We start from the raw sequence: 21,313 nt of genomic DNA on the forward strand, positions 1-21,313 counted from the left end.
ACGCCTCCTGAGTGCGTCGTCTTCGCGGGCCGGGTACGGCGCACATCTCGTCCGGGGCCGGCACCTGCGCGCCTCCGAGGTGAAGTTACCACGGGACCGAGGTGCCGGCCGGGTTCACCCGAACGGCTGATCAGAGCACCGGCGGCCCCGCCTCTACGCGGCGGAGCACCGGGGGCAGACGGTCCAGGCCGGGGCCGTCCTGGAGCTGTCGTTCGTCCCACCAGGTGGCGCCGGCGTCGTACAGCGGACCGATCACATCCCTGGCCCTGGCCGGGTCCGGGGGCGTGGCGCCGCCGAGCACGAAGTCGAAGGGGCGCTCGGCGCCGGCCGCCGCCCGGTGTTCGCGCACGTAGCCGACCAGCTCCCGGAATTCGGCCACGTCCGGTGCGTGACCGTGCCGGGCCGACTCGAAGAGCGGGACCGCGCCGTCCCACCGCGCCGCCCGCCGCATGGGCGCGCGATGCGGCCAGAACCCGCCGATCCACACCGGCGGGCGGGGCCGCTGCACGGTGGCGGGCAGCAGTGTCACGTCCCGGACCTCGTAGTGCCGGCCGTGGTGGTCGACGGGCTCGCCGGACCAGAGGCGCGTCAGCAACTCCAGTCCCTCGTCCAGCCGTTCGGCGAGCACGCGTGGCGCGGCGGTGTCACCGAAGCTGCGGTACTCGTCCTCGACCGGGCCGCCCAGCCCCGCCGCGAAGGTCACCCGGCCGCCGCTGAGCCGGTCGAGGGTGGCCACCTGGCGGGCGAGCTGCTGCGGACGGTAGCGGGGAACCGGCGTGAGCAGGGTGCCCAGCCGGATCCGGGAGGTGGCCAGCGCGGCCGCGGTCAACAGCATCCAGGGGTCGCCGAAGGGGCGCCCCTGATGCCGCCGGTGCAGAACGTGGTCCCAGACGAAGAGCCCGTCCCAGCCGGCCTGTTCGGCCGCGACGGCCAGGGTCGCCACGTTACGGGGGTCCGCGAAGTCACCGAAGTTGGGGATGTTGACGGAGAAGCGCATCCCAGCAGGATGCGGGGCCGGGCGCGCGGGAGCAATCGGATTCCCGGGCGCCGGAGCGCGGCGCGCGTAACGCGGAGGAGGGCGCGCGGAGGACGGCGGTGGCGCGCACGCAGGACGGCGGTGCCGCCGGAAAGTACCTTGAGGTGTCCGCCCCGAGCAGCGCGCGGCGCGACGCGAGAGCCGTGCCCGTGCCGTCCCGGTCACCGCGTGAGCAAGCCGAAGGAGTACCGGTCATGACCGCGCCCCCCACCGCTCCGACCGTCAGGACCACCCCCGAGGGCATCCGGTGGGAACCCTCCGAACGCTGGGTACGCGGCCGTACGGGCAACACCACTGTCGTCGACAGCAGGCACCCCGTACTCGTGTGGGAGCCGGGAACGCCGGTACCGCTGTACGCCTTCCCGCGCGAGGAGGTCCGGGAGGAGCTGCTCCGCCCGGCGGAGAACCCGCCGCTCGGCACGCACAGTGGCTCGCGGATCTTCTACGACCTCGACATCGACGGCCGCCTGCGGGAGAACGCCGCCTGGACCTTCCCGTCCGAGGACCTGGCCGGGCACATCGCCTTCGAGTGGTCCGCGCGGGTGGGCCGGGGCCTGGACCACTGGTACGAGGAGGAAGAGGAGATCTTCGTCCACCCCCGCGACCCGCACAAACGGGTGGACGCCCTCCCGAGCAGCCGCCATGTCCAGGTCACGGTCGACGGCACCGTCGTCGCCGACACCCGTCGCCCGGTGCTGCTCTTCGAGACCGGACTGCCGACGCGGTACTACATCCCGCGCGAGGACGTACGCCTGGACCTGTTCGAGCACACCGGCCACAGCACCGGGTGCCCGTACAAGGGGACCGCCACGTACTGGTCCTGGCGGGGCGAGGGCGACGTCCCGCCGAACGTCCTCTGGAGCTACCCCCGCCCGCTGCCCGCCGTCGGCGCCGTCAAGGACCTCCTCGCCTTCTACAACGAGGCGGTCGACATCACCGTGGACGGCGAACGCCTGGAGCGCCCCGTCACACCGTTCACCAGGCGGTCGCCGGGCCCGGATTCCTGAACTGCCGCGACTTTGCCGTCCCTTTACAACCCGTACCGCCTCTGTCTCGTCTCTCCGCTCGATCCATCACACAGCCCGCCCGGCCATGCGCCGGGCGGGCCGACGAGAGAGAGCGATTCATGCGCCGAACAGTCCTCAGCGCCACGGCGGCCGCCTGCGTCGCCGTGCTGGCGAGCACGGTGCCCGCGTTCGCCCACGGGGCGACCCCGACCGCCCGGCCGTCCGCACCGTCCACCGCCGTTCCGTCGGCGCGGCCGAGCGCCCCGGGCGGCGCGGAGCCGAGCGCGGTCCCCACCCGGGTGCCGAGCGCGGTCCCCACCCGGGTGCCGAGCGCGGTGCCGAGCGCGGTCCCCGGCCGTAAGCCGGGCGGGGTGCCGGCCCCCGTACCGTCCGCCGTGCCCGGCAAGGGGCGCGGCCAGGTCTCCGTCGTACCCAGCGGCGCTCCCGACACCGGGGTGACCACGGCCTCGGACGACTCCGACTGGTCCGCCACGCTGATAGGCGGCAGCACCGCCGGCGCCCTCGCGGTGGGCGGCGCGGCCGTCTTCCTCGTGCGCCGCCGACGGGCGACCGGGGTATGACCCGCTTCTCCAGGCGCGCGCTCGTCGCCGCCGCGCTGCTCCCCGTGCTCGCGAGCTGCGCCGGCCACGACGGCACCGGAATCTCCGCCGGAACCCCCGTGCACACGCACGCGACCGCCCCGTCCCCTACGAACCCGGTGAACTCCCGGGAGCGAAGCGGCAGTTCGGCACCCGTGCGGCTGCGGATTCCCGGGATCGGCGTCGACACCCCCGTCATGCGGCTCGGGCTCACCCCGGGCGGCGGCGTGCAGGTGCCCCCGATCACGGCGCACGACCGGGCGGGCTGGTACGAGAACTCGCCGACGCCCGGCCGTAAGGGTCCGTCGGTGATCCTCGGCCATGTCACGGTCGGCGCGTACGGCGACGGTGTCTTCCGTCGGCTCGACCGGCTGCGCCGGGGCGACGGGATCACGGTGCGCCTGGAGAACGGCACGTCGGCCCGGTTCACGGTCACCTCCGTACGGACCGTCGCCAAGGACCGCTTCCCCACGAAGGCGGTCTACGGCGACGTCGACCGGCCCGAGTTGCGGCTCATCACGTGCGGCGGGCCCCGCACCGGCGACGGCTATCGCGACAACGTGATCGTCTTCGCCGCATCGGACACCGCGCACCCCTGACCGGTCGCCACCCGCACGATCCCGGGCCGGCGGAACGTACGCCGCCGGCCCGGGGTCTTCCCCGTGGGCACCCCGGGCCCGCCCGGCCCGGAGGCGCCCGGGCCTCCGGCCCGAAAGACTGCCCCCATCCCCCATGGAGAACGTTGAAACGGTCCCGAGAGAAGGCGGCGGCAGAGCTCTTCGCCGCCCTCTACCCGCGCCTGGCCGGCTGGTGCCGCCGTCTGGTCGACGACGACGAGACGGCCCACGAGATCGCCTCGGAGGCGTTCACCCGCCTCTGGGCCCGCTGGACGTCCGTGTCCGAGCCCCGGGGCTTCCTCTACGTCACGGCCGCCAACCTCGTCCGGGACCACTGGCGCCGCATGGAGCGCGAGCGCAGGGCCGTACGCCGCGCCACCGTGGAGGCCTCCGTCCTGCCGCCCGCCGAGCAGACCGACCCCTCGGTGCGTCTGCTCGTCCAGGCGCTCCCCGAACGACTGCGCACACCGACCCTCCTGCACTACTACGCTGACCTGCCGATACGGGAGGTGGCCGTGCTGACCGGGCGCAAGGAAGGCACCGTCAAGGCCGACCTGCACGCGGCCCGCGAACTGCTCCGCGCCCATCTGAGGAGAAGCCTTGACCACATACAGTGACGAGGGTCCCGACTTCGGCCCCGACGACCCCCTCGCCGTCATCATGCGGCCGCCCGCCGCGCACCTCGCGCCTCCCCCGGGCCGCTACGAGGAGATCCGCCGGGGCGCGGCCCGCCGCCGCGTCGTGCGCGCCGCCGTAGGAGCGGGGGTGACCTGCGTCGTCGCCTCCCTGTTCGCCCTGCCGCTGCTGCGTACGGCCCACCAGGCCCCGGCAACCCCGTCGGTCCCCCTGGCCCCGCCGCCCGCGAGCAGCCCCTCGGCCGTGCCGACCCCGGCCGCGTCGCTTCCCCCGGCCACCCCCGGCCCCGCCACGCGGACGCCGACGGCTCGCGCCCCCCGTACGGCCGCGACCACCTCGCCCTCCGCCGTCCCGTCGGGCCGCCGCTTCTCCGCCCCCGCGGCCCCCATGGCCCGCTCGCGCGGGGGCACCATGACGGCTTCACCCTCACGCGGGCGCCGGTGAAGTCCCCTGCGGGCGCGGCGCCTTGCGGACGGTCAGCGCTTCGGCCGCAGACGCTCGATGCGGTCGAGGTCGCCGGCGAGCAGGTCGCGGTGGTGGATGGTGAAGTCCCCGTTGGGCAGCGTCTGCCCGTGGCCGTAGTGCCGGCCCACGACCGCGGTGGGGAGGAAGGCGCGAAGGCGGTGCCGCACGCCCTGGGGATACGCGACGGGTGCGCCCCAGCCGGACGGGGCCTGGTCGGTGGAGAACAGCACCCAGTGGTCCACGGGCACGGCGGCGTCGAGGTCCGGCGCCGCCCCGGTGTGGCTGTCCAGGGCCGGCACGTTCAGCCGGTCGGGGTCGAGGGGCGGGTACCACAGCAGCAGGGGCCTGGCCCGGCGCGCGTCGGCGTTGTCGAAGCAGCACACCGCGATGGTGTGGTCGGGGAAGTGGTCGGCGTAGAAACGAAGTAGCTCCGGGCCGAGCGCGGGACGCCGGTGCGGCGGCACCTGCCCCAGCGCGGCGGGCACCGCGGTGGGGTCCGTGGCGAGGAGCACCGTGTAGATGTCGTGGTCGAAGACCTGGACGGACCGGGATGCCGCCCCCATCCACGCGATCCCGTCATCCGCCACGGCTGCGGATTCGACGGCGGTGACCATACGGCGCAGGACGTCACCGGCACGCCCGACGGAGAGAAACTGCCCGGGACTGAGCCGCCTGGTCGGCAGGTGCAGCACCATGGCGTTCGGGCCATCGGCCAAGTTGGCAGCGGTGTTCTGATAACCCAGCACGTGAATGACCCCGTGCTCCGGGTGATGCCGCCGCCCGCAGTACACGACCGTGCCGGAAAACGCGGCCTCACCTGTTGAGATGCACACGACGGCACGGTATCGCCTCCGCCCGGCGGCGCCGGAACCGACCTCCGCGCACGTGCATGTCCGCGCAACGAAGCCGCACCGGCCGCAGTCACCATTTGCCCCTCAACTCCCCTCCTTAACCGCATACTTGGAGATTCGCAGAACTTGCCGCTTTGGACCCCCCGGGCTGCTAGCGTCCTGTCGCGTTCAAGCAGGCGCCCGTGGGGAGCAGGCGGGAAGGGGGAGCGGGTGACGGAGTCAAGTGGCTTACGTGATGGGGGCGTTCGCCCTCGGTGGGACCCTCGCGAGTCACCCTGTGTCCCGGCACTGACCCTTGATGAGCGGCTCGTCGATCTGAGCCTGGTGGAACTCTTCCGCGATGCCGATGACTTGCGGAGTGTGGAAGGGGGCACGCCGGGCGAGAAGGTCGTGGTCATCGAGTTCCTGCTGGCCATCTGCTACGCCTCCGGCACGTATCCGGAGTCGGCCGCGCGGTGGCCTGCCTGGGTGGATCGGAAGGACGCGCTCCGGCCTGCTGCCGAGTGGCTCGCCCGGCGCCCGGCGGACGAGATCTGGGATCTGTTCCATCCCCTGGAACCCCTGGGCCAGAACTCCTTGCTCGCGCCCTACCTGGATGAGCACGGAGCGGGCCCGGCGCAGCTGGTGATCGAGCGAGTCGGGGACTACAACCAGTTCTTCGACCATCACCACCTGGAGCACCCCAGCCCGCTCCCCGTCGCGCAGGCGTTCCGGGCCATGCTCACCCAGCACGTGTACGGTCCCGCCGGACGCGCCAGGATCTCCGGCAAGGAGACGCTGGGCCCCACCATCACCAACCTGGCCACCACCCGCCTCGGCGCCCGCATCCGGGTGCTCGCCCTCGGCACCAGTCTCGGCGAGACACTGCGCCTGAACCTGGCTCCGGTTCCCGGACCGCCGGGGGAGCTGAACCGCACCTGGACCGCCGGCAAGGAACGCCGGGGGTTCGAGACCAAACCGAGCGGCCGCCCGGTCACCGGTCCGGCCGATCTGCACAGCTGTCTCGGCCGTTCGGTCCTGCTCCGTCCGACCCGCACGGGCCAGCATGTGGACCGGGTGCTGCTCGCCGCGGGTGAGTTGCTCGCGCTGACGGACGAGCACATGCAGGACGCCGTCCACGCCAAGACGGCCGACGGCACCAGCAAGCCGCTGTGGGCTTCGGCGACGCGGGCCGTCTGGCGGGAGGCCCACGCCCTCTACGCGGCCGTGGCCGAGGCACGCTCGGAGGCGGGCGGCAACGACGGGGCCACCCTGTACCGGCGGCTCGCGCTCTTCCCGGCCGAGGACGTCGCCCCCGAGCCCGGTCAGCAGCCCGCGCGACGCGTCGACCTGTGGACGGTCGGGTTCGTGGCCAAGCAGACGACGGCCATCACCTGGGTCGACGGTGTCTTCCCGTTCGCGCCCGGACTGGAGGCCGCGTTGTACCTGGCCTCCTACCGAGGTTCGGTCATCGCCGAGTCCGTGGCGGCCGCCTTGTACAGGGCGGCCGACGCGGCGTGGAAGGTGGCGTACCCGAACCCCAAACCGGCTGACAAGAACGCCCAGATCGCACGCTTCGACGCCCGTGGCCGGCACTGGGCCGCGACGCGGGAGTCGTTCGATCTGCTGATGGAGGAAACCACGCTGGGCGAGGACGTCCAGGCTTCCCTTCACGAGTACGCGGCCTCCGTCGCCACCGCTGCCCGCAGGTTCCTCACCGAATGCCTCGACCCGCTGCCCAGGAACTCGCAGGGTGCGAAGGCCCGGGCGGCCGCACTGCGGCGCTTCGACGAAGAGCTGGCCACGGCGAAGACCCCGGCCGAACTCCGAGGGGAGACCCCATGACGACGAGTACCGGCGCACACACCGAGGTGAGTGAGCAGAGCGCCGCCCTCACGGCGTGGCTCGTCAGCCTCGTCCACAACCGCGACTACGCGAGCCTCGCCGAACTCCGGCGCCCCCACGTCCGGAAGAAGCCCCACTTCCAGGCTCTGTGGTACAGCCCCACCCAGGCCCGGCGCGAGGTCTACCTCCAAGTCGCCTTCCTGTTCGCGGTCTACCACCAAGGACGCTCGAAGCCCGCCTCCGGGTACGGCAGTCTCGGCGAGGCCGCCCGCCGCATCGGCAGCGGAGCCGGCCGGGGCCCGGCCGACCCGGGCGCGGCTCGTCTGGTCGACCGCATCGTGTCCAGCCGTCGCATTCCCTGGCGGCACCTGCAGCACGCCGTCGCACGCCTGCGGGCCTGTGAGCAGCAACCGCCGTCCTGGGCACGGCTGGTCGACGACCTCACCCGGTGGCACGACCGCAGAGCCCGCGTTCCGTACGAGTGGGGCGTCGCCTTCCACATGCCTCCCGCCCGGATCGCGGCCAGCCGGTCCGCCCCCGCATCAGCTCCCGCCCCCGCCGAGGAGGACTCCACCACGTGACCGTCAACGCCTCCCCCGCCAAAAGCCAGTTCCTCTCCCTCCACCTGCTGGAGACCCTGGTGGCCGTTCTCCCCGTCCGCGACGAGAACGGTGCCCCCAAGTCGATCGTCTACGGCGGCACCGAACGCCACATGATCACCAGTCAGGCGCGGCGCAGGGCCGAGCGCGTCCACGCCCGGAACCGGGCCAACGCGGGCCTCGGCGCCCTGGCCGGCCGCAACACCGGCGTCCGGACCCGCGAGTGGGCGCTGACCACCGCACGCAGCCTCACCTCCGAGCACGGCTGGGATGCGGACGAAGCCATCCGCACCGCGCGCGCCGTCATCGAGGCCACCGGTCTGAAGTTCGGTGACCCCGCCAAGAAGACCGTCGCGAACCTCACCAAGGTGCTGCTGTTCGCCCCGAAGGACGCCGGCGCACGGATAGCCGCCCACATCACGGAACAGGCCGAGACCGTCCGGGCCTGGACCGGGGAGTACGTGGCGGCGCAGACCGCGGCGGCCGCGGCCAAGGCGAAGCGGAACACCCGTAAGAACGCCGGGCAGGAAGAGGCGAAAACGGACGGGGACGGCGAGCCCAGTCTGCCCCCGCTGCCGAAAGCGACGCGCGCGGCCGTCCTCACCGCGCTCGCCCCGCGCGACGCCATCGACATCGCCCTCTACGGCCGCTTCCTCGCGGAGATCGCGGACTCCCCGAACGTCGACGGCGCCGTCCAGAGCAGCCACGCCTTCACCGTGCACGAGGCGGAACAGGTCGACGACTTCTACGCCGCGGCGGACGACGCCAAGCTCGACCGCAAGACCAACGCGCTGGATTTCCTCGACGCGGCGGACAACTCCGGTGCCGGCATGACCGGCTACCAGTCGCTGATCACCGGTACCTTCTACCGCCACGCGGTACTCGACCGCCTGAGGCTGCGCAGGAACCTGCGGGCGGCCGGGATGACCGCCGAGGAGGCCGAAGAGGCGTCCGTCGCGGCCGAGACCGAGTTCGTGACCGCTTTCGTGGAGGCCTTCCCCGACGCCAAGAAGAACTCGACCGCCTCCACCGGCTCGCTGCCCGCCCTGGTCCTCGCCTTCGAGGGCGAGCGCCCGTACAACTACGCGGCCGCGTTCCAGAGTCCCATCGACGAGAACCCCGAGGACAAGGACGGCGAGGGCCCCGCCGGTCCGGCCGCCGTCAAGCGGCTGCTGAAGCACCACGCGTTCGTCAGCCGCCGCCGCACCGACATCAGGGCCGGCCGTGTCCTCACCTACGATCCGCGGATCGACGAACTCGTCCGCACTCTTGAGGACGCCGGTGTCGAGCCCGTGGACTCCCCCGCGGGGCTGACCGCATGAGCACGCACGTCCTGCTCGTACGACTCGCCGCCCCCTTGCAGTCCTGGGGGGTGGCGTCCCGGTTCACCCGCCGCGACACCCACGTCCGCCCCACCAAGTCGGGGGTCGTCGGCCTGTGCGCGGCGGCCCTCGGCCGGGAGTGGACCGACCCCGTGGACGACCTCGCCGCGCCGGCCTTCGGCGTCCGCGCCGACCACCCCGGTGCACGACTACCACACGGTCGGCGCGGGCCGCTTCCCGCTCCGGCCACGGGACATCATCACCGACCACCGGCGCGCCGCTGCCGTCGCCGCAAGCATGGAGGCCGCAGAAGGGCCGGGCTTCGGCCACCACGAACTGGCCGGCTGGTACGGGGCGCCCAAGAAGATCACGGCCGATTCCGTCTCCGGGACCCTCGTCTCGGCAAAGCTGTCGCGTTCGTCGCTGATCACCGAGCGCTGGTACCTGTCGGACGCGGCGTTCGTCGTCGGCCTCGAACACCAGGACCGCGCGCTGCTGGAGGAGGTCTCCTACGCCCTGGAGCACCCGAAGCGGCTGCTGTGGCTCGGCCGGAAGTCGTGCCCGCCCTCCGGGACCCTGGCCGCGGAGATCCTGCCCGGCACCATCGCCACCGCGTTCGCCGCCAAGCTCCTGCTCCCCGGCCCGGACGGACCCGACACCTCGGGCCGACGGCCCGTGGCCTGGATCCAGGTCCCGTCGGGCACGCGCGGGGCGCTGCGGGTGAACGATCAGCCGGTCAGCTTCGACCCGGCCCGGCGCGCCCATGTCACGCGCTGGGAGACCCGTACCCGTATCACCATCGCACCGACCGCGACCGGATGGGACATCATCCCGTGAACAGCACACGGGCCTCAGCGGCCCGCTTCGTCGCCACCCACTCGGTCCTGACCCTGAACGCCCGTCATCCTCTGGTGGCCAAGTCCCTGGTCGACGCCCAGGAGATGCACCGCACCGTCATGAGCGGCTTCCACGGCTGGGTCGAGGACGGTGACACCGAGGTCCGCGCTCAGCTGGGTGTCCTGTCGACGTGGTCGGTGGACCTGAAGGCGGCCGCGCTCGTCCTGATCGTGCAGTCCCGGGTCCCGGGCGACTGGTCCCGGATACCGCGCGGGGCCTTCACCGCGGCCCCGCACCTCATCACCGTCGACCGCACCTTCAAGGCCGGCGAGGTCTTCGGCTTCCGTACGGTCGTCAACCCGACCCGCAGCAGGCGCACGGGCCAACCCGTCGCGGAGAAAACGGGGGAAACGGAGAAGACACGGGGCATCCGCACCGCCCACACCACTCCGGACCACGTGAAACGCTGGTTCGCGCGTCGCTTCCAGGCCGACGGGGAACCGGCGCGAGCCGAGGACGGCGTCCCCCGCATCGGCGCCACCGCCGACCCCCTCACGCTGGGAGTCCACATGCTGCCGACGGTGTCCAGCAGCCACCGCAACAAGCGGGTCCGCATCGGACGCGCCGAGATCCGCGGCTCCCTCACCGTCACCGACCCGGAAACCCTCGTCGAGGTCCTCTCGAACGGCCTCGGCCACGCACGCGCCTACAGCTGCGGACTGATCCTGACCCGCTGAGCGCGATCCCGGCGGGGGACCCCAACAGGGGCCGGCGGTAGGCCTGAAGGTGTCAGCGCTTTTCGCGGCGCCGCATCAGGATCGTCAGTGTCGCCCGGGCGTCACGACGACGCTGTGGGCTGCGGAAGAGAACGGAAGAGGCCGCCACCATGACGACGGCCCCGGCATAGGTCAGACCGGTGGCGGCGGAAACGGTGGCGGCGTCCTTGAGCACGGACTCCAGGACGGGCAGCAGAACGGACACGTGCGTCCCCCTCGGGATTTCCGCCCGGTGGCCTTCTCCCCCGGGCGCGGTCCCCCAGATATCCGCCTCCAGGGCAGCGTACGGCGATGTCCGCACAAGCCAGTCCGTGCTGTTCACGCAGGTCAGAGAGGAGATGAAGATGTGTCCGGAGAAGTTTTCCGCACCGAGCGGACGCGGCGACGTCAAGCAGGTGCCGACGTTCATGGCCGACCTGAAGACGCTCTACGCGGCGGCGGGTGGCGGTGCCGAGTTCACGTACACACGGCTCGTCCAGCTAGCCGAGCAGCACGGCTGCACCGTGGCCAAGTCGAACCTCTCTGACTGGTTCAACAAGACGCCCCCGCAGCGACCACGTCACGTCGACTACGTCACGCAGGTGCTCATCCCGTTCCTGGAGGACCGGGCGGCCCGGCGCACGCCGGGGCACGTCCGCATGCCCGTGGGTGCTTGGGGCCGTCGGCTGCGCGCGGCGCAGGGCGTCAGCACGGGCGGGCAGGGCGGCCATGGCCCCCGCGTCCACGCGGCTTCCCGAGGGCGGCTGCTGAAAGGGCCGTCCCAGGCGCTCCTGGACGTCCTCCCCGGCGACCTCGAAGACCGCGAGCAGGAGGTGGCCGAGCTGAGGGCGTTCGTCACGGCTCCGGCCGGCGCCCCCTCGTACATGTGGTGGCAGGCGGGCCCCTGGGCCGGGAAGACCGCTCTCGTGTCCTGGTTCGCGGCCCGGCAGCTGCCCGCCGGGGTGGACGTCGCGCATTACGTCGTCGCGGGGCGCCTGGGCACCGACCGCCGTGACGGCTTCGTACTGGCGGTGGGCGAGCAGTTGGCCGCTGCGGCCGGGAGCAGGCGTCGCCCTGCCCTGGACCGGAAGCGGCCGGCCCTCGACTTGTTGTACGAGGCGGCGGCCCGCGCGCGTGCGGAGCGCCATCGGCGCCTGGTCCTGCTCGTCGACGGGCTCGACGAGGACGCGGACGCCGGCCTGGAGAGCGCGGGCATCGCCGGGCTGCTGCCGAAGGTCCCCCCGTACGGCATGCGTGTCATCGTCACCGGGCGCCCCCACCCGCGCGTTCCGGTGAAACTGGCACCGGACCATCCGCTGCGGGATGCCTCCATCGTCCGGCGGCTGTCCCACTCCCCCGCCGCAAGGATCATCCGGGACACCGCCACCGTGGAGCTGCGGACCCTTCTCGCCGACCGGGACATCGGCCGACGGCTCCTGGGACTGCTCGTCTCGGCGCGAGGCGCTCTCACCGGCGCGGACCTGAGCGACCTCCTCCCTGGAACCACGCCGTACGACATCCAGGAGAAGCTCGGCACCGTGGCCGGCCGCTCCATGGCGCCCACGCGCACCGGACGTCTCCCCCTGAACGTACGGACCGAAGCGGACGCGGAGGCCGGCCGGCAGACCTTCGTACTGGCCCATGCCACGCTGTACGAGACCGCGCGCACTTCGTTGGGCAGCCGCTTCCTCGCCGAACGCACCGACGATCTGCACCGCTGGGCCCGGCACTACCAAGACGCGGGGTGGCCCGAGGACACCCCGGACTACGTCCTCACGGGCTACCCGCGCCTTCTGCACGAAGCAGAGAACATCGGCCGGCTCACGGCCCTGGTCCTCGACCCTCGGCGTCAGCTCCGCCTCGTCCGGCGCTCCGGAGCCGATGTCGCTCTCGCTCAGCTTGACCTCGTGGCTCCGCCCGGCACGGACGGCTCGCCACCGCCGAGCCTGGCCACGGCGGCCGCGGTCGCCGCATCCCGCGAGCTGCTGTCGGCACATGTACGGCCGCTGCCGGACTCTGTGGTGCGGACCGTTGCCCGGCTCGGCGATGCTCAACGGGCCCGCGCCCTCGCGGGCACCTGCGGACGAGCCGTCGACAAGGCGCTCAATCTGGCCGGTGTAGCCCACGTCCTGAAGGCCATGGGCGACGAACAGGCCGCCGATGCCGCACGCGAGGCGGGACGGTGGGCGCGTGCGGCCCTGCGGGAGACGTACCGTCTCGGCTACGCCGCCGACGAAGCGGAGATCGCGGCAGCGCAGGCGGCCCTGGCCCTGCTGGAGACGATGCCCGAGCCGGACCCCCGGGGCGGCACCGCTTCCGCCGGGCAGGTCGTGGACGCGGGTGCCCGGCCCGATGCCGGGTTCCCCGCCCCGCCGGGCAACGGCCGCGGCCTCCCGGGCCAGTACGAGGACGCCCTCGCCCTGCTCCGCTCCACGCGGGGGACGAACACGGCCCGCGACGAGGCGTGGGCGCCGGCCGCCCGCCTGCTGGCACCGGACCATCCGGAGTGCGCGGCAGAGCTTCTGGACGAGCTGGAAGAGCAGGCCGAGACGCTCGCCGGCGCGGACCCTGCCGAAGGAGTCGCGGCGGCCGGCGCCATCCAGCTCTGGCAGTTGGTGGCATCCGTGGCCCCCCACCGCGCCGACCGTCTCCACGACCGTGTCCTGGCGTACGCGACAGAGGTGTGGGAGGCGGCGCCCACCCTGGAGAACGTCTCAGCGATCGCGGCCGCCGCCTCGCTCCTGGCGCGGTACCGGCCCGTCCAGGCCGGGACACTCGTGGACGCGGCGTGCCGGTATCTCGACCACGTACTGTCCGTGGACGCCGGTCCGCTTTCGGCAGCGGACGCCTTCCACGCCGAGTTCGGCTTCCGGCACACGCTCACCGTGTTCTCCCAGGCCCTCGCCGATGTCGGGGCCGTACCGGAAACCTCCGCGCGCGTGCTGGAGCTCGGACAACGCGTCCTTCCTCCGGAGCCGGTCGAACAGCCTGGGCCACCCGACCTCGACGAGAACGAGGATCAAGCCTTCGCGGAGGCCACCAAACTCGCCGGCCAGGCCTTCCGATTGGCCGACCGTGGCGCGGTCGGTGAAGCAGAGCACTCTCTGGAACAGGCACTCGCCCTCCTGCCCACGGCCGCCCCCGGCAGCGGTCACGCTCCCGTGTGGTTGCCGGACCTGGCCGGAGCGCTCGTCCGCACCCGCGCGGCCGCGCAGCTCGCGCCCCTGCCGGACCTCGTACGGCACCCGGCGGACCAGGTGCGACTGCACGCCGCCCTGGCCCTGGCCCACGCGGACTCCCTCCAGGCGGCTGCGGCACTCCACCACGCACGAACGGCAGCCCGTGCGGCCGCCTCCGCAGCCGCCGCGACGAGTTGGCCGTACGCCGCGCATGCCTTGGCGTGCGCAGGTGAAGTGGAGTCCGCGCTGAGCCTGATCGCGCGGCACACGCGGCCGGACGGTGCCGGCGGCCGGGCCGCCTGGCGAAAGGCCGATCGCGCGGTGCGGATCGCCGTCGCGACGGAACTGGCGACCGTGGCGCCCGAAGCGGCGGCCGAACTGGTCCTTCCCCTGCTGAAGCGCCTGGACGCCGCCCGGCACACGATTCGAAGCCAAGGGCTGTTGTCCTCCTTGGCAGAGCTGCTCCCGGCTACCACCCACCTGCCACCCGAACAGCGACTGATTTTCGACACCGCATGGGAGTACGCGCGTGAGCAGCCGGCGCGAAGCAGCCCACACTCCCGGCATCCCGAAGACGTCCTCGTACAGGCCTTCTTGTGCGTCGGCGCCGGCGATCACCCCGGCCGCCAACTGGACTGGCTGACCAAGGATTTGGCCAACCGTGGAAGCGGTCACTTCCCCACCGCCGCGTTGGCGGTACTCCACGTGGCCCTGGGCGACCCCACCACCGCCCTGCGGGTGGCCACGCTGCCCGGCGCCCCGCACTGCGGAGCAGCAGCACTGACCGCGGTGGCCTCACACGTCGCCCGCATTCCCCACCGCCCCTGCCCCGTCTCCGACCCGACCGGAACAGACCCCTTCACCCTCGCCATTCGGCACCTGGCCCTGAAGACGACCTCTGCCGCACCTGCCGCCAGGGAGACCGCCATCAAGCCGCTCCACCGCGCTCTGGCCACCTCTGGCTGGTATCAGGCAATCCCGGTCCTGTCCCAGCTCGCCCCAGAGGCGGTGGTCGCCGTCTGGGACATCGCCGTCGTCCACCTGCGTGCGCCGCAAACCCCCCATACAGAGTGCAACATCGACAAATGCCCTCCATGCCCGCACCGTTGACGCCACACTGTGCGAGGTCCAGCGCTGAAGCCGGCAGGCATGGCCCCTTTGAGCAAGGAGAGTTTCCATGCGCAAGTCGCGTATCTCGCTGTTGACCGTGGCCGGCGCCATGAGTCTTTTACTTCCCCTTGCGGGCTGCGGCGAGAGCAAAGACGCCGACAACGCCAAAGAGCCGTCGGCCGGCACCTCGTCACGGGCCGCTCAATCCCCGGCACCGGGCGACGATCCCCATGCCGGCTGGCACGTCGTCAACAGCGGCCAATTGCCTCCCAATGAGGACGCGGCCACGAGCAAAAGAGACGATGACGGCAAGGACCTCGCCAAGGAGCGTCAGGCGATCAACGACGGCACGCCCGATCCGTGCGCGTTCATGACGATGCGGCGCTACAGCAGGATCACCCGGCACAACGCCTACATCGCCGTCCACGGCGGCGGCCCGTATGTCGGCGACCCGACTCGCTCCACGCCGGTCGACCGCAGAAACTGCTACATCACCCAGGGCGAGTGGAATGGCGGGCTCAAGAACAATCCGCTCACCGGGGAGCTGATCAGTGTGTACAAGGACCCGGACGGATTCATGGCCGACCGGCTCCGCAAGCGGCCGGCCGGCGATGAGCCGTGCGCCATCGGTCCGCAGGGCTATGTCCAGGAGGAGCCGGGCTGTACGGTCGTCAATCTTGATCCGTACGACGCCGGATTCGACAGCAGCAAGAGCGATGCCAATATTCCGCAGGCGTGGTTCCACCTTCAGCGCGACGGCGACGGTGTCAATGTCGTCACGGTGGTCATCAAGACCAGCAACGGCTATCTGACTCAGTGGACGTATTACGGCACCGAGCAGGCCGTGGCCCTGAACGGCGGCCGTGTCATCGCCAACGAGCTGCGCGTCGAGTTCGGTCTGAACGCCACCTGACAATCGACTCGGCAGCCCCTGTACCGCGTACGGACGGGTAACGCATCGCTCGCACGCCCGCGATTCGCGTGTTTCGCACTAATGCCTCCCATAAGTCCGAGGTAGCGTCAGCCGCACAAAAGGCGAGAGGAGGTGTGGTCGTGTCGGGCGACATGCGCACCGTGGACGAAGCGAAGTTGAACGAGCTGCTCGGGAAGGTCGTGACCGATCTGGGTGCGGTCGCGGCGGCGCCGCTGGTGCTGCTCGGGGAGAGGCTGGGACTCTTCCGGGCTCTCGCGGACGGCGAGGCCGTCAGCCCGGGGCAGCTCGCGGAGCGTACCCGGACCACCGAGCGGAACGTCCGCGAATGGCTGGCCGCGATGGCCGCGAGCGGATACCTGGCCTACGAGGGCGACGACCGCTTCCGTATGACACCGGAGCAGCACGCGGTCTTCGCCGACGAGAACAGCCCGGCCTTCGCACTGGGCGGGTACCAGGCGTTCCTGTCCTGCGGCTCGGCCGAGGAACGGGACCGGCTGGAGCGCGCCTTCCGGGACGGCCACGGCGTCGGCTGGCACGAGCACCACGCGGACCTGTTCGCGGGTACGGGCCGCTTCTTCCGTCCGGGCTACGCCGCGCACCTGGTGGACGAGTGGCTGCCGGCGCTGACCGGCGTGGTGGAGAAGCTGCGCGACGGCGGCAGGGCGGCCGACGTGGGCTGTGGACTGGGCCACTCCACCGTGATGATCGGCCAGGCGTTCCCGGACGCGCTGGTGACCGGCTTCGACAGTCATGGACCGTCCGTCGAGGCGGCCCGGGGGCTGGCCGCGGAGAGCGGTGTCGAGGGCCGGGTCTCGTTCGAGGTCGCCGGCGCCAAGGACTTCGGCGGCGGGCCGTACGACCTGATCGCGTTCTTCGACTGCCTGCACGACATGGGCGACCCGGTCGGCGCCCTGGCGCACAGCGGGGAGCAACTGGCCGAGGGCGGCAGCATCATGCTCGTGGAGCCGTTCGCGGGCGACCGACTGGACGAGAACCTCAACCCGCTCGGCCGCACGTTCTACGGCGCCTCGGCCCTGATCTGCACGCCGGCCTCGCAGTCCCAGGAGGTCGGCCGCGCCCTGGGCGCCCAGGCGGGCGAGGAGCGCACCCGTCAGGTCGCGGCGGAGGCAGGCCTGACCCGGTTCCGCCGGGCGGCGGAAACCCCGTTCAACATCGTCTACGAGGCCCGCGTCTGACCGCGAGCCACGACGACTCCCCCGACGCCTGCCGATCAAGAACCGCCGCTGCCGTGTGCGTCATCTCCCTGTCGGCGACGGCTTGATCGGCTTGGTGATCGGCGCCCCGTCCTTGTCGGTCATGAAGTCGCGGTGGACCGGCTTCTCGTCCGCAGGGCCGGGGAGTTTCGGACACGCGATACCGTCGCCGTCCCGGTCGAGCCCGTTCGGGTCGAGCGCGTCCGCTCGCAGCACCGCTTGCGCGTCGGCCTGGGCCTTGAACGCGTCGCAGTCGACCACGTGCCCCTTGTGCACATACGGAGCGACGTCGAACGTCCGCTTCGGAGGTCCGTCGTCGCCGCACGCGGTCAGCGTGATCGCCGCGATAACACCGACCGCCGCGAGGAAGAGACGACGACCCGGCCGCAACCGGTGATCCGGGCTCTTGTGGAGGCCGCGTGGCTGCTCCGGCATGGTCCTAGGCCGATCCTGTCCGGAACACCGCGACCGTCGCGTTAGCCTGATCGACCGCATAAACCTTCCCCGTCTTGTCGTTCACGGCCAGCGCGGCGAACTGGCGAGGCGTGCCGCGCGGAGCTTGCGCCAGCAGGGTGCCGCCGTCGACCACCCCGAGGCCGCCCGGCGCACTGAGAACATTCCTCTGTGCGACGAAGATCCTGTTGAAGTTTCTCAGCACGGCGACCTGATGCGCATAGTTCCCTGGGGCAACTGACACTGCGCAGACCGACACTTGCCCCGTGACCTTCGTCCCGACGATTCGGTCGATGCGGGCCCCATTGCCGGCGCAGTTCACTCCCCCCTCCAAGTAGACGTAGACCGCCCCCGCCGCCGAGTTGTAGACCGCGACCTGGCTGGTGTAGGTGGTTCCCACCGGGTCGTTGATCGCTGTTGAACTGCCGTCGCCGGGGTTGATGACGATCGTCGTCGCGACAGTTTTCCACCGGCCCGAGGAATTCGCCGGGTCCGGAACGCACCTCCGGGCAGGGAGGTAGACCAGGTTGCGGCCGGGATCGACAGCGGTGGTGCCACGAACGCTGTTCCCGAGGAGGACGTCCCCGGCATTGGAGCCGCAGCCCGGCTTCGTCGGGAACTGCGCTACGACCTTGGCCTCGTGGGTCTGCGACGAGACGGCGAAGAGGCCGCTGGCGGCATCGGGGCTCGTTCCGCTGCCCGTACCCCGCTTCGAGAAGTACACCGCGTGGTGCACGATGTCGGAGGAGAAGTCCACGTCATCGGCCGCGAGGCTCGCGGCGGGCAGGGGGATCGGCGTCGCCGACGAAGTGCCGGCCGGGACATAGGCGACCGACAGATAGCCTGCGTCACTTCCGCCGATGTAGACGTCGCCGTTCTCGGGAGAGACGGCCAGGCCGACGACGGCCGTCGTGAAGTCGCCGACGTGGGTCACTTGATTGGCATGGGTCGTGTCGATGATCGCGACGCCGCCCGTACCCCCGACGTAGACCCGCCCTGTGCCGGGATCGACCGCGATACGGGTCGGACTCGACACCGCGCTGGAAACGTCGATCGGCGTACCGATCGGGGTGTCGGTCTTGCCGTCGATCACGGTGACGTTGTTGCTGTCGGGGGCTACGACGTACACGCGATCTGCCTTCTCGTCGACCGCGAGGTCGGTCGCGTTCGCGCCCACCGGGATCGCGTCCGCTCCGGACTCCGTCGGTGCGGAGGTGTCGTACAGCGTGAACGACGACTTCTCGCCCCGACCGCACTTGTTCTCCTCGCCGACCGACACCATGTTGTAGACCGGATCGCCGGCCAGCAGCCCGTCGGCTTTCAGATCATCGACTGTCGCGTAGTGACCGTGCTTCGCGCAGTACGACTCCTCCGCTGTCCGCAGCGTGGCCGCGTCCGCGGACACCGCGTTCTTGTGGCCCTTGTCGCCGATGCCCCTGACGGAGAACACCACGATGGCTGCGAGGACGCCGAGGATCACGATGACCACGAGCAACTCGATGAGCGTGAACCCGTCCTGGCGTCTGGCGCGCGAGGAGAAGAGACGAAGGTCCGATGTCATGGCAGTCGGGGCTTCCTTCGATCGATGGGTCGCCTTCGGTCCGAGCGCACCCGCGAGCCCACGCCGCGTCACGGTGTTCCCCGCCGCACGGGCTTGACGTCCTTCGGTCCCGGCAGGTCCGGGCACGCGATGCCGTTCTTGTCGTCGTCGAGGTGATTCGGGTCGGCCGGCGCGAAACGCAGGACGGCCTGCGCGTCCGCCTGGCCGGCGAAGTCCGGGCAGTCGTAGGCGTCATTGCCGTAGCGCAGGAAGTAGCGAGGGTCGAAGGACCGCTTCGGCTGCGGGCAGAGCGCGCTGCGCGTGTCGCCGGAACCGCAGGTGAAGTGCTGTGCGGCGCCGGCGACCGGTTTGGTGTCGCGCGGTTCCGGCAGTCCGCGGCACGCGACGCCGCCTCCGTCGTCAAGGTGATTGGGGTCGCCGGGGTTGGCCCGCAGCACCGCCTGGGCATCCGCCTGACTGGCGAAGCCGACGCAGTCGAAGGCGTCGCCGTGGACGGCGTACTCCTTCGCGTGGAACACCTTGTTGTGCGGGCAGAGCGAGCTGCGCTGGGTGCCCGGCCTGCACCACTCGGGGTCGGGCTTCTGGGCTTGGGCGGCCGCATCCGACCCGCCGCGCAGCAGCGCCACGACTACCACCGCCACCACGGCCACCGCGAGAACCAGCGCACCCCACCTGAACACGCGCGAGCGCGGCAGTCTGCTCAACAGTGCCATAACACGCCTCCGCCCATCGCGCCGACGGTCCCTCCCTCGCGTCCCGCAACAGGTCGACGGCACTCGCGCGCCGGCCCACTACGGGCTGGATACGTGCATTACATCCACAGCAAGCGAGGTTGTCAATCATTGACTACCGAGTTGCCGCATGAGCACCATCTAGGCGTGTGAGGCACCGTCAGGCCGGAAAACCACGCACATGCCCACGAGTTCGCGGGCATGTGCTTCCTCCCGCCGACAGGGTGCCCGTGCGGCAGCCGCCGCCAACCGGATCGACGAGGAGTAGCAGATGCAACGAAGGTCCAGACACACTCGGGGCACTCCCCCCTCCGGCCGCACCGCGATGCGCCGGATACGGCGCGCGTTCGCGGTGGGTGCCCTCGCCATGGCCCTGATCGCCGCCGGGGCGCCGACCGTGTTCGCCACGACGAACTCGCAGGTCGGTGTCGCGAACAACATCTATCCCGCGACGAAGGACATGAAAGCCACGATCGAGTCGCTGGAGTCCTTCACGGCGTTCACGGCGAATGCCGCATCGCAGGTCGGCGGGTTCTGGAACAAGCCGGCGATCGACACGTCGACGATGCGGGGGATCACGTCGGGAAGCCTGCGTCAGCAGTTGAAGAGCGCCGGCCCCTACACCACGTGCGATCCGTCGTCCTCGAACAACTGCGTCAACGGGCCTTTGCACATCGACGCGTTCCTGTCGGCGGACGAAGCCAACGTGGACGCGGTCATCCCGACCGCGTCCGGTGGGACGTGCACGGCGAGCGGGAGCGTCGAGTGCAACGGCGCGCCCTTGAGCAAACATCTCGTGGCAATCGGGCACTTGGCGATCTACAGCTGCAGCGGCAGCTGGGCCGGCTCGACGCACGGTGACGACCCGTCCAACGCCGGGAGTCCGCCGCTGGCGTTCGGCGCGGACGCCAACGGCAGCGGCAACGGCAAGGCGCAGTCGCCCCGCTGTGACGCGTCGCCGGTCTCCGGCGGCGCGCCCACGACGATCGCGGGGGTGGTGAGCTGGCTCGCGACGAGCGGGCACCGGATCGCGGTCGCCGACCCGGCTTCCGCGCCGTTCGGTGCGGCGTCCAAGCAGGCGCTGACACAGAACGGCTTCTCGTGGGTCACCAGCGGAGCGGGCCAGAACGTGTTCACCGGAAGCGCGTGCGACAGCGCGGGCACCGCGTGCAAGGTGCGCCTGGAATCGGGGATCAGTCAGGTGCGCGGCGCGGTGACGGCGAACGCCGGCGGGAACACCCAGCTGGGTCTCGTCGCGAAGTCGAACATCATGCACGTGAGCTGGACGTCGAGCTCGCTGAACGGCACCACGGGCAATGACCCCAACACGTGGACCGACGTCGATCCGAGCGCGTACTCGGGCTACGGGGACATCGAGCAGTACGGCGTCGCCCTGAACGGCGGCAACGCCGGCGCGGTGGCCGCCTGGACCAACCTGTTCAACACCAAGTGGGACAGCAACTCCACCATCCAGTCGACCCTCGCCGCCTACGGCTACTAGGCGATCCGGAGCGCTGGACAGCGGACCGTCGGCCGGGCACGGACATCGCCCGCCGACGGTCCCGGCTCGCCGGTCCTCGTCG

At 71.5% G+C, this 21,313-nt stretch carries 20 protein-coding genes, 1 pseudogene and 1 riboswitch; of the genes and pseudogenes, 15 read left to right on the plus strand and 6 right to left on the minus strand.

Annotation, left to right across the window (positions count from 1 at the left end; all coding sequences use genetic code 11):
- Window positions 1-10 precede the first annotated feature (10 nt).
- Window positions 11-78: riboswitch (guanidine-III (ykkC-III) riboswitch) on the minus strand.
- Window positions 79-130: 52 nt separating this feature from the next.
- Window positions 131-997: an LLM class flavin-dependent oxidoreductase gene (locus AB0898_RS22535; RefSeq protein ID WP_366804743.1), complete on the minus strand. Its 867-nt coding sequence runs from the start codon at window positions 995-997 to the stop codon at window positions 131-133.
- Between the two features lie 233 nt (window positions 998-1,230).
- Between AB0898_RS22535 and AB0898_RS22540 the strand changes: the two genes are divergently transcribed.
- The 5 genes from AB0898_RS22540 (at window position 1,231) to AB0898_RS22560 (ending at window position 4,339) form a co-directional block, all read left to right on the plus strand.
- A complete protein-coding gene (locus AB0898_RS22540; protein ID WP_366804744.1) occupies window positions 1,231-2,043 on the plus strand; it encodes a DUF427 domain-containing protein in 813 nt (270 codons plus the stop codon).
- A gap of 119 nt (window positions 2,044-2,162) precedes the next feature.
- Window positions 2,163-2,624, plus strand: a complete 462-nt coding sequence (locus AB0898_RS22545; RefSeq protein ID WP_366804745.1) for a sortase-dependent protein — start codon at window positions 2,163-2,165, stop codon at window positions 2,622-2,624.
- A complete protein-coding gene (locus AB0898_RS22550) occupies window positions 2,621-3,241 on the plus strand; it encodes a class F sortase (RefSeq protein ID WP_366804746.1) in 621 nt (206 codons plus the stop codon). The genes AB0898_RS22545 and AB0898_RS22550 overlap by 4 nt, the downstream gene beginning before the upstream one ends.
- 143 nt (window positions 3,242-3,384) lie before the next feature.
- Window positions 3,385-3,876 carry an RNA polymerase sigma factor gene (locus tag AB0898_RS22555; RefSeq protein WP_366804747.1) on the plus strand — a complete coding sequence of 164 codons (492 nt, stop codon included), beginning with the start codon at window positions 3,385-3,387 and terminating at the stop codon, window positions 3,874-3,876.
- Window positions 3,860-4,339: a hypothetical protein gene (locus AB0898_RS22560; RefSeq protein WP_366804748.1), complete on the plus strand. Its 480-nt coding sequence runs from the start codon at window positions 3,860-3,862 to the stop codon at window positions 4,337-4,339. Before AB0898_RS22555 ends, AB0898_RS22560 begins: the two co-directional genes overlap by 17 nt.
- 32 nt (window positions 4,340-4,371) lie before the next feature.
- Here the strand turns inward: AB0898_RS22560 and AB0898_RS22565 are convergent, their stop codons facing one another.
- The gene (locus AB0898_RS22565) at window positions 4,372-4,923 is read right to left on the minus strand and encodes a hypothetical protein (protein WP_366804749.1); all 552 of its coding nucleotides are present in this window, start codon (window positions 4,921-4,923) and stop codon (window positions 4,372-4,374) included.
- A gap of 498 nt (window positions 4,924-5,421) precedes the next feature.
- On the opposite strand from AB0898_RS22565, the gene AB0898_RS22570 reads away from it, so the two are divergent.
- The 6 genes and pseudogenes from AB0898_RS22570 to AB0898_RS22590 all read left to right on the plus strand — a co-directional run bounded on the left by AB0898_RS22570 (window position 5,422) and on the right by AB0898_RS22590 (window position 10,530).
- On the plus strand, window positions 5,422-7,035 hold the full coding sequence (locus AB0898_RS22570) for a type I-E CRISPR-associated protein Cse1/CasA (RefSeq protein WP_366804750.1): 1,614 nt from the start codon (window positions 5,422-5,424) through the stop codon (window positions 7,033-7,035).
- Window positions 7,032-7,616, plus strand: a complete 585-nt coding sequence (gene casB, locus AB0898_RS22575; RefSeq protein ID WP_366804751.1) for a type I-E CRISPR-associated protein Cse2/CasB — start codon at window positions 7,032-7,034, stop codon at window positions 7,614-7,616. The genes AB0898_RS22570 and casB overlap by 4 nt, the downstream gene beginning before the upstream one ends.
- Complete coding sequence (locus AB0898_RS22580; protein ID WP_366804752.1) at window positions 7,613-8,956, plus strand: type I-E CRISPR-associated protein Cas7/Cse4/CasC; 1,344 nt, start codon at window positions 7,613-7,615, stop codon at window positions 8,954-8,956. Before casB ends, AB0898_RS22580 begins: the two co-directional genes overlap by 4 nt.
- Window positions 8,953-9,102, plus strand: a pseudogene (gene cas5 / locus AB0898_RS31885) (CRISPR-associated protein Cas5); the annotation flags it as partial. The gene AB0898_RS22580 and the pseudogene cas5, both read left to right, overlap by 4 nt.
- Before the next feature lie 55 nt (window positions 9,103-9,157).
- On the plus strand, window positions 9,158-9,793 hold the full coding sequence (locus tag AB0898_RS22585) for a type I-E CRISPR-associated protein Cas5/CasD (protein WP_407078386.1): 636 nt from the start codon (window positions 9,158-9,160) through the stop codon (window positions 9,791-9,793).
- The gene (locus tag AB0898_RS22590) at window positions 9,790-10,530 is read left to right on the plus strand and encodes a type I-E CRISPR-associated protein Cas6/Cse3/CasE (protein WP_366804753.1); all 741 of its coding nucleotides are present in this window, start codon (window positions 9,790-9,792) and stop codon (window positions 10,528-10,530) included. The genes AB0898_RS22585 and AB0898_RS22590 overlap by 4 nt, the downstream gene beginning before the upstream one ends.
- 52 nt (window positions 10,531-10,582) lie before the next feature.
- Here the strand turns inward: AB0898_RS22590 and AB0898_RS22595 are convergent, their stop codons facing one another.
- On the minus strand, window positions 10,583-10,978 hold the full coding sequence (locus AB0898_RS22595; protein WP_366804754.1) for a hypothetical protein: 396 nt from the start codon (window positions 10,976-10,978) through the stop codon (window positions 10,583-10,585).
- On the opposite strand from AB0898_RS22595, the gene AB0898_RS22600 reads away from it, so the two are divergent.
- The 3 genes from AB0898_RS22600 (at window position 10,977) to AB0898_RS22610 (ending at window position 16,967) form a co-directional block, all read left to right on the plus strand.
- On the plus strand, window positions 10,977-14,837 hold the full coding sequence (locus tag AB0898_RS22600; protein ID WP_366804755.1) for a hypothetical protein: 3,861 nt from the start codon (window positions 10,977-10,979) through the stop codon (window positions 14,835-14,837). The two genes, AB0898_RS22595 and AB0898_RS22600, sit on opposite strands and share 2 nt — an antisense overlap.
- A 67-nt stretch (window positions 14,838-14,904) precedes the next feature.
- Window positions 14,905-15,750 carry a hypothetical protein gene (locus AB0898_RS22605; protein WP_366804756.1) on the plus strand — a complete coding sequence of 282 codons (846 nt, stop codon included), beginning with the start codon at window positions 14,905-14,907 and terminating at the stop codon, window positions 15,748-15,750.
- 140 nt (window positions 15,751-15,890) lie between these two features.
- Complete coding sequence (locus AB0898_RS22610) at window positions 15,891-16,967, plus strand: methyltransferase domain-containing protein (RefSeq protein ID WP_366804757.1); 1,077 nt, start codon at window positions 15,891-15,893, stop codon at window positions 16,965-16,967.
- Window positions 16,968-17,027: 60 nt separating this feature from the next.
- On the opposite strand, the gene AB0898_RS22615 is transcribed toward AB0898_RS22610, so the two are convergent.
- The 3 genes from AB0898_RS22615 to AB0898_RS22625 all read right to left on the minus strand — a co-directional run bounded on the left by AB0898_RS22615 (window position 17,028) and on the right by AB0898_RS22625 (window position 19,712).
- Complete coding sequence (locus AB0898_RS22615) at window positions 17,028-17,420, minus strand: excalibur calcium-binding domain-containing protein (protein ID WP_366804758.1); 393 nt, start codon at window positions 17,418-17,420, stop codon at window positions 17,028-17,030.
- A 4-nt stretch (window positions 17,421-17,424) separates the two neighbouring features.
- Window positions 17,425-18,999, minus strand: coding sequence for a prepilin-type N-terminal cleavage/methylation domain-containing protein (locus AB0898_RS22620; protein ID WP_366804759.1), 1,575 nt, complete (start codon window positions 18,997-18,999; stop codon window positions 17,425-17,427).
- Between the two features lie 68 nt (window positions 19,000-19,067).
- Window positions 19,068-19,712: a hypothetical protein gene (locus AB0898_RS22625; protein ID WP_366804760.1), complete on the minus strand. Its 645-nt coding sequence runs from the start codon at window positions 19,710-19,712 to the stop codon at window positions 19,068-19,070.
- Window positions 19,713-20,097: 385 nt separating this feature from the next.
- On the opposite strand from AB0898_RS22625, the gene AB0898_RS22630 reads away from it, so the two are divergent.
- Window positions 20,098-21,231 (plus strand): hypothetical protein, encoded by a 1,134-nt coding sequence (locus AB0898_RS22630; RefSeq protein ID WP_366804761.1) that lies wholly within the window; start codon window positions 20,098-20,100, stop codon window positions 21,229-21,231.
- Window positions 21,232-21,313: the final 82 nt, after the last annotated feature.

It is taken from the genome of Streptomyces sp. NPDC005435, assembly GCF_040703155.1.
Taxonomy (GTDB): Bacteria; Actinomycetota; Actinomycetes; order Streptomycetales; family Streptomycetaceae; genus Streptomyces.

Excerpts from the sequence above, each read along its gene's own strand:
- AB0898_RS22535 (WP_366804743.1), bottom strand. The coding sequence starts at position 997 with ATGCGCTTCTCCGTCAACATCCCCAACTTCGGTGACTTCGCGGACCCC.
- AB0898_RS22540 (WP_366804744.1), top strand. The coding sequence starts at position 1,231 with ATGACCGCGCCCCCCACCGCTCCGACCGTCAGGACCACCCCCGAGGGC.
- AB0898_RS22545 (WP_366804745.1), top strand. The coding sequence starts at position 2,163 with ATGCGCCGAACAGTCCTCAGCGCCACGGCGGCCGCCTGCGTCGCCGTG.
- AB0898_RS22550 (WP_366804746.1), top strand. The coding sequence starts at position 2,621 with ATGACCCGCTTCTCCAGGCGCGCGCTCGTCGCCGCCGCGCTGCTCCCC.
- AB0898_RS22565 (WP_366804749.1), bottom strand. The coding sequence starts at position 4,923 with ATGGGGGCGGCATCCCGGTCCGTCCAGGTCTTCGACCACGACATCTAC.
- casB (WP_366804751.1), top strand. The coding sequence starts at position 7,032 with ATGACGACGAGTACCGGCGCACACACCGAGGTGAGTGAGCAGAGCGCC.
- AB0898_RS22600 (WP_366804755.1), top strand. The coding sequence starts at position 10,977 with ATGGCCGACCTGAAGACGCTCTACGCGGCGGCGGGTGGCGGTGCCGAG.
- AB0898_RS22595 (WP_366804754.1), bottom strand. The coding sequence starts at position 10,978 with ATGAACGTCGGCACCTGCTTGACGTCGCCGCGTCCGCTCGGTGCGGAA.
- AB0898_RS22605 (WP_366804756.1), top strand. The coding sequence starts at position 14,905 with ATGCGCAAGTCGCGTATCTCGCTGTTGACCGTGGCCGGCGCCATGAGT.
- AB0898_RS22615 (WP_366804758.1), bottom strand. The coding sequence starts at position 17,420 with ATGCCGGAGCAGCCACGCGGCCTCCACAAGAGCCCGGATCACCGGTTG.
- AB0898_RS22620 (WP_366804759.1), bottom strand. The coding sequence starts at position 18,999 with ATGACATCGGACCTTCGTCTCTTCTCCTCGCGCGCCAGACGCCAGGAC.
- AB0898_RS22625 (WP_366804760.1), bottom strand. The coding sequence starts at position 19,712 with ATGGCACTGTTGAGCAGACTGCCGCGCTCGCGCGTGTTCAGGTGGGGT.
- AB0898_RS22630 (WP_366804761.1), top strand. The coding sequence starts at position 20,098 with ATGGCCCTGATCGCCGCCGGGGCGCCGACCGTGTTCGCCACGACGAAC.